Below are 7,246 nucleotides of genomic sequence, written 5' to 3' on the forward strand. Positions count from 1 at the left end.
GAGATAAGGTGCTCAGTTTCCGATAATTTTATATTTTTTACAGATAAAAATAATATATCTAATTTAGGATTAATGTTAAGTTATAGACTTTAATGTCGTAATAAACTATAAGACATAAAAATGATTTATCGTATACTTTAAAAAGTATGGTAAATCATTTTTTTTTGATCATTTTTTTGCTAAAATGACTATCAGAAACTTTTACGAGAATTTCTTACTGGTTTTTTAAATAAGTTGATAATCAGTGTTATTTTGTGTTTTGTCGATTATTTTATGTACACCAAGCCTTTTTTATTAAATTAAGGTGTAAATGATAATTAAAGTTATAAGTATGCAATACTTTTAACTCCCTCCTGTTGTTGATTGATTTTTAGCAAAAACAAGTTAATTGTAATCTTTTTAGTTATGAGAGATCTAAGAATCCTATGTCTGTTTTTAAGTGTAATGCTGTGTAGTACTATATGTTACTCACAAGTTTCTGTTACCTTATTAGAAAGAAACTTTAATAATCGAGCAAAAGATTTAATTCAAGAACTTAGTAAAACTAAAGATACTCTTAAGCTAAAGAGTGAAATTAATATATTAAGAGTTAGTTTTTTTAGCCATACAGATAAAAAAAAACTAATAGTAGATTTAGATTTTAAGGAAGTTAATATCCCTTTACATCACTTAGATACAGGCCGGTTTACAATAACAGTACATAGGGCAGATAAAATTATAGTATTAGGAATTAACAGGTTAAAAACAATTTTAAAACCAAAAAATGCAGTTGCTAATATAGAAGAAAGCATTATAGAAGCTAGTTTATCTATAGAAAAACAAGGTTCAAGAAGAACCAAAGCATTAAAATCGGGCATTAAAAAAGACGATAAAACCAATGAAAAAAGAAATACAAGAGTTGTTTTAACACCAAAAAGAAAACCGAATAAAACTAAAAAAACTAAGGGTAAAGTAAAAGAAAAATCAAGACTAGCAATTAGTAGAAAGCCCGTGGTGCAATACGATAAAAAAAGAGAAGAAAAAGCTATTAATGGGGCTACAGATAATGTATTGGTAATAAATAAAGAAAAGGATGCTACAGAAAAAGGGTCAATAAATATAGTTAAACCAGAAGATTTGGTTAATAGCTCTAACCCTAATAAAAATGTAACTTACAATATAACACTACTTAGAGGGAACGACAAAACCGTTAAAAAACAAAGTAGAGAAGAATACAGAAAAACACATCTTAGACCCAATGGTAAAAAATATGATTAACATTAATCATACAATAAATACGGTTTTCTAATTTGCTTATATTCATCCAAACCACTTTTCCAAGAGGCTTTTATTTGTTGTTCAGGTAAACCATCTTCAATTTGTTGCTGTAATGTTTTTGTGCCAGCAAGTTTAGTAAAAAAACCATTAGAAATAAAAAAAGCTGATTTATCTTTTGTAATAGTGTAAGCATTAATTAAAAAACTTAAATCTAGAGCATTTAAAGATTTTAATTGAGTAAGATTATAGCCATTACACGTTTTATTTTCATGCTTTGGGTATTTAGCACCATGATTAGGCTTAGGTATAAAAGAATACTCTGTTTTAGGTAAGGTTGGAGCGCCATACACTTGAAACTGTAAAGATGTCCCTCTACCAACACTAATATTAGTACCTTCAAAAAAACATAAACTTGGATATAAGTTAATAGAAATGTCATTTGGTAAATTTGGAGAAGGTTTAATAGGTAAACTATAAGGGAGATTATGAGTATAATTTTTTACAGGTATAACCGTAAGCTCACAAGTAACGTTATTGTTTAACCAGCCTTCACCATTTATCATTTTAGCATATTCACCAATAGTCATACCATGTACAATGGGTACGGGATGCATACCAACAAAACTTTTATGCTCTTTTTCCAAAATAGGACCATCTATATAATGACCATTAGGGTTTGGTCTATCTAATATAAGCAAAGGTATATTTTGCTCAGCGCAAGCTTCCATAACATAATGTAAAGATGATATATATGTATAAAACCTAGCACCTACATCTTGTATGTCGAAAATAGCAAGGTCTATATTTTTTAATTGCTCTTGAGAAGGTTTTTTGTTCTTACCATAAAGTGATACAATAGGAAGTCCAGTTTTAGTATCTACACCATCTTTTACAACTTCGCCAGCATCTGCATTTCCACGAAACCCATGTTCTGGAGCAAAAACCTTTTTTATATCCATGTTCAATGAAACTAACGAGTCTACAAGGTGAGTATAAGTATCATCTGTTTTAAAGATAACAGAAGTTTGATTCGCAATAACACCAATACGTTTCCCTTTTAATAAAGGAATATAATCTAAAGTTTGGTTTGCACCAACTATTATTGGTAAGTCCGTTTTAATAGAAGTTTTGCTTTCTTCTTCAGAGTGCGCTTCCACAATATTATTGATTTCAACTTCTGTTTTGGTTGTACTTCCGCAAGAAATTCCTAAAAGAATAAATAATAAAACTGTATTTTTGAACAAAGTAAATCGCATAAGCACTAAATTGAATTTCGAATATTTTATAACTAAACGCATTATTGATAGTAAAGCGTATAAAAGTAGCATATCGGCGCCAATAATAAAAATTGGAATTGTAGCAATTGCTATAGGTATTATTGTAATGATGGTAGCTATTGCAACAGGAATAGGCTTACAACAAAAAATACGAGATAAAGTCGTTGCGTTTAATGGTCATGCTTCTATAGCCAAATACGACACGAATAATTCAGAAGAAAGCCAGACACCAGTATCAATTAATCAAGAGTTTTATCCAAACTTTAAATCGGTAGAAGGCATAAAGCACATACAAGCAGTAGCTTCAAAATCTGCTATTATTAGAAAAGCAGAAGATTTTGAATATATAATAGTAAAAGGAGTAGGAGGCGATTATAATTGGGAATACTTTAAAGAGTATTTAATAGAAGGGGTACTACCAGATTATACTAAATCTAGAAACGAAGATGTTTTAGTATCAGAATATTTGGCAAATAGATTGCAAATAAATGTAGGCGATAAGATTAATACTTACTTTATAAAATCGGATATAAACAAGCCGCCAAGTATAATTTCTTATAAAGTAGTTGGTATTTATAATTCAGGATTCAAAGACTTTGATGAGCTGTATATTGTAGGAGATATAAGGCATATACAACGCCTTAATAAATGGAAGAAAGATGAAGTAGGAAATTTTGAAGTTTTCATAGAAAACTACAATGAGTTAGATAGAAAAGGAATTGAGATTTTTCAGAATATACCATCTGTATTAAACTCAATAACAGTAACAGATAAGTATCCATTAGTTTTTGAATGGATAGGTATATTCGATAAAAATATTTATGGTATCATTGGAATTATGATCCTAGTAGCTGGTATTAACATGATTACTGCATTATTAGTGTTAATTTTAGAACGAACACAAATGATAGGTATATTAAAAGCCTTAGGAACTAGTAATCTGGGAATAAGAAAAATCTTTATATATAATGCAACTTACCTTATTTTATTAGGATTATTCTGGGGGAATTTAATAGGTTTAAGTTTGCTCTTTGCACAAAAATATTTTGGATTATTTCCTTTAAATCCGGAAACCTATTATGTTTCTACAGTACCAGTTTATATTAACGCTGGTTATATAATACTATTAAATATTGGAACATTTATTTTATGCTTATTAATGCTATTAATACCATCTTATATAATAACTAGAATCTCTCCAGTAAAAGCGATTCGCTTTGAATAGAGTGTTTATAAAAACATTTTATAGTGCATTTTAACTCTATAAACTATAAGAATTAACTACTTTTGCACCAGTAAAAAAACGATATGAATTACGCAAATAATATATTAGAGACTATTGGGAATACGCCATTAGTAAAACTAAATAAGTTAACTGAAGAATTACCATGTTTAGTACTTGCTAAATATGAAACATTTAACCCAGGAAACTCGGTAAAAGACCGTATGGCATTGCAAATGATAGAAGATGCAGAAGCAGACGGACGTTTAAAACCAGGAGGAACCATTATAGAAGGAACTTCTGGAAATACAGGAATGGGCTTAGCATTAGCCGCTATAGTAAAAGGGTACAAATGTATTTTTGTAATGGCCGATAAACAGTCTAAAGAAAAAGTAGATATACTAAAAGCAGTAGGAGCAGAAGTTGTGGTGTGCCCTACAGCAGTTGAGCCAGACGATCCACGCTCGTACTATTCAGTATCTAAACGATTAGGAGAAGAAACACCTAATTCTTGGTATGTAAATCAATATGACAATCCTAGTAATGCTAAAGCACATTACCAAAGTACTGGACCAGAAATATGGAAACAAACAGAAGGTAAAATTACACACTTTATAGTTGGAGTAGGAACAGGAGGAACAATATCGGGAGTAGGTAAATATTTAAAAGAACAAAACCCTAATATCAAGGTTTGGGGAGTAGATACATATGGCTCTGTGTTTAAAAAATATCATGAAACAGGAATTTTCGATGAAAACGAAATATACCCGTATGTAACAGAAGGTATTGGTGAAGACATATTACCTAAAAATGTAGATTTCGATATTATAGATGGCTTTACTAAGGTAACAGATAAAGACGCATGTGTATATACACAACGCCTATCTAAAGAAGAAGGGATGTTTTTAGGAAACAGTGCGGGAGCGGCTATAAAAGGAACATTACAGCTTAAAGAACACTTTACAAAAGATGACGTTGTTGTTGTTTTATTCCATGACCACGGAAGTCGTTATGTAGGTAAAATGTTTAACGATGATTGGATGAGAGAAATGGGATATATAGAATAGTATAACCAATACAATTATAAAAAAGCGGTAACTTAATAAGTATACCGCTTTTCTTTTGCCTAAAAAGAAGACCCTTTATAATGCTTTCTCAATAGCCTTTTCAATATGCTTTCCTATTTCGGGGAAACCACCATTAGTTATATCAGAATAATTCCCTTTTTTATCAATAACAATATTTGTAGGATATCCACTAATACCAAAAGTGTTTATTGTATTTTTCGAATTAGAAACCACAGGATATTTTAAAGGATGTTTTAATAAAAAAGATTTAATAGCTTCTTTTTTATTAAATGTAATAGAAGCAAAAACAACATTTTTATTGCTTTTATATTTTTCATAAACGCTATTTAACTCTGGTATTTCCATAATACAGGGTTTACAAGTTGTAAACCAGAAATTTAAAACAACAACTTTTCCTTTAGTATTTTCAGAAGTAATTAAATTACCCTCGGTATCAGTCATTTTAAAAGAAGGTGCTTTTGTACCCACAAGCTTAGAAGTCGCTTCTTCTTCCATAGACATTTGTTTAATCATTACTTTTTCAGATTCAGTAGCTTTTCTAAGTTGCATATAATCATTACCATTATTATCTTTTTTAGGGTCTACCATCCATTCACCAGAATTCATTAAATTCATAAATGTCATCATATCTACCTTTTTTCCTTTTTCATCTTTAATAATAGTATTTTCATTTATCATTATTTGTTTGTCCATTTCCATGTCTGGAGATTGAGAGTATCCAAAAGATATAATACTAAATAGTGCTAATGCTGTAATGTAAATTAATCGTTTCATATCGTTATTTTTATAGAGCAAATATGAAACTTAAAAATATAAAGCATAGTTAACCAGTGTTAATTACTGTTAACCATTACTACTTGTTTTTTTACTAAAATCTATTAGCAGATTATAAATAAAATTGTAATTTCATTGTTATGCAAGAAGATTTTTTACACTATTTATGGAAATATAAAAAAATTAATACACCTAATTTAAAAACAACAGCTAATGAGGTTATCTCAATAGCTAATGTAGGTGAACATAATTTTAATGCAGGTCCAGATTTTTTTAATGCCCGATTAAAAATAGGAGATCAATTATGGGCTGGAAATGTAGAAATTCATGTAAAATCTAGTGACTGGTTTATACATAATCATGAAACAGATAGTAATTACGATAATGTTATTTTGCATGTAGTATGGGAACACGATACAGAAGTGTTTAGAAAAGATAATAGTAAAATAGAAACATTAGAGCTTAAACATTATATCTCTAAAACAACACTCTCTAAATACGAAAAACTATTTGGAGCTTCTAAAAAGTGGATTAATTGTGAGCAAGATTTTAATACAATTGATGCATTTAAGATTAATAATTGGTTAGAGCGTTTGTTTTTTGAACGACTAGAGCGAAAGTCTAAAGCTATAGAAACAATATTGAAAACATCAACCAATGATTGGGAAGCAGTATTATTTAAATTATTAGCCAAAAACTTCGGACTTAAAGTTAATAGCGAATCATTTTATAGTATGGCTAATTCTTTCGATTTTTCAATAGTTAGAAAGCAGCAGTCTAATTTATTAAGTCTAGAAGCATTATTCTATGGGCAAGCAAAAGCTTTAGAAATAGAAGAGGAAGAGTCCTATGTAATAGAACTACAGAAGGAGTATAAATTTTTAAAGCAGAAATTTAAATTATCTAATACTAATGTTGTACCCATACAATATTTTAGGCTGAGGCCAATTAACTTTCCCACAATTCGATTATCACAATTAGCTAATTTATATCATTTGCATCATAATCTGTTCTCAAAAATTATAGAAGCAAAAACACTAGAAGAATTATATAAGTTGTTCTTAATAGAAACATCTCCATTTTGGAAAACACATTATACTTTTGGAAAACAATCAACAACAACAACAACAACAAAGCAACTGGCTAAATCATTTATAGACTTATTAATTATAAATACAATTATACCTCTAAAATTTAGTCATGCAAAATACCAAGGGAAATCTACAGAAGAAGATGTTTTGCAGATTACGGAGCAAATTGCTTCAGAAAAGAATAGTATAATAGATAAGTTTAATACGTTAAAACCAGTTTCAAAATCAGCATTACAATCCCAAGCATTAATTCAATTAAAAACAGAATACTGCAATAAAAACAAATGCTTACAATGTGTTATAGGAAACGAATTATTAATGTAAAGAAGTTTAGAGAATTAATATAATTGACCACATTTTTTTTATCTTGCAACTATGATGGGAGTCTATAACAAGCTAAAACTTAATTAGAAAAAATAAAATGAACTATTAACAAATTTTAATGTCAATTGAAAAGTTAAATGGTACATTACACCCAATCCAATAAAAAGTAGTAAAAATTAAACAAATGAAAGTGCTCTACAAGCCATTACTATA

General features: G+C 29.1%; 6 protein-coding genes. 4 read left to right on the forward strand and 2 right to left on the reverse strand.

Annotated features, from left to right (window positions below; translation table 11 throughout):
* The first annotated feature begins 405 nt into the window (after positions 1-405).
* Entirely contained in the window at positions 406-1,257 is an 852-nt protein-coding gene (locus ACVC2P_RS15260) for a hypothetical protein (protein ID WP_452599320.1), read from the forward strand.
* 2 nt (positions 1,258-1,259) lie between these two features.
* On the opposite strand, the gene ACVC2P_RS15265 is transcribed toward ACVC2P_RS15260, so the two are convergent.
* Positions 1,260-2,513, reverse strand: coding sequence for an exo-beta-N-acetylmuramidase NamZ family protein (locus tag ACVC2P_RS15265; RefSeq protein ID WP_452599321.1), 1,254 nt, complete (start codon positions 2,511-2,513; stop codon positions 1,260-1,262).
* 10 nt (positions 2,514-2,523) lie between these two features.
* On the opposite strand from ACVC2P_RS15265, the gene ACVC2P_RS15270 reads away from it, so the two are divergent.
* Complete coding sequence (locus ACVC2P_RS15270; protein WP_452599325.1) at positions 2,524-3,759, forward strand: ABC transporter permease; 1,236 nt, start codon at positions 2,524-2,526, stop codon at positions 3,757-3,759.
* Positions 3,760-3,842: 83 nt separating this feature from the next.
* A complete protein-coding gene (locus ACVC2P_RS15275) occupies positions 3,843-4,823 on the forward strand; it encodes a PLP-dependent cysteine synthase family protein (protein WP_452599322.1) in 981 nt (326 codons plus the stop codon).
* A gap of 75 nt (positions 4,824-4,898) precedes the next feature.
* On the opposite strand, the gene ACVC2P_RS15280 is transcribed toward ACVC2P_RS15275, so the two are convergent.
* Positions 4,899-5,618, reverse strand: coding sequence for a TlpA family protein disulfide reductase (locus ACVC2P_RS15280; RefSeq protein ID WP_452599323.1), 720 nt, complete (start codon positions 5,616-5,618; stop codon positions 4,899-4,901).
* A 140-nt stretch (positions 5,619-5,758) separates the two neighbouring features.
* On the opposite strand from ACVC2P_RS15280, the gene ACVC2P_RS15285 reads away from it, so the two are divergent.
* Positions 5,759-7,033 (forward strand): DUF2851 family protein, encoded by a 1,275-nt coding sequence (locus ACVC2P_RS15285; RefSeq protein WP_452599324.1) that lies wholly within the window; start codon positions 5,759-5,761, stop codon positions 7,031-7,033.
* Positions 7,034-7,246: the final 213 nt, after the last annotated feature.

The organism is Pontimicrobium sp. MEBiC01747 (genome assembly GCF_053601635.1).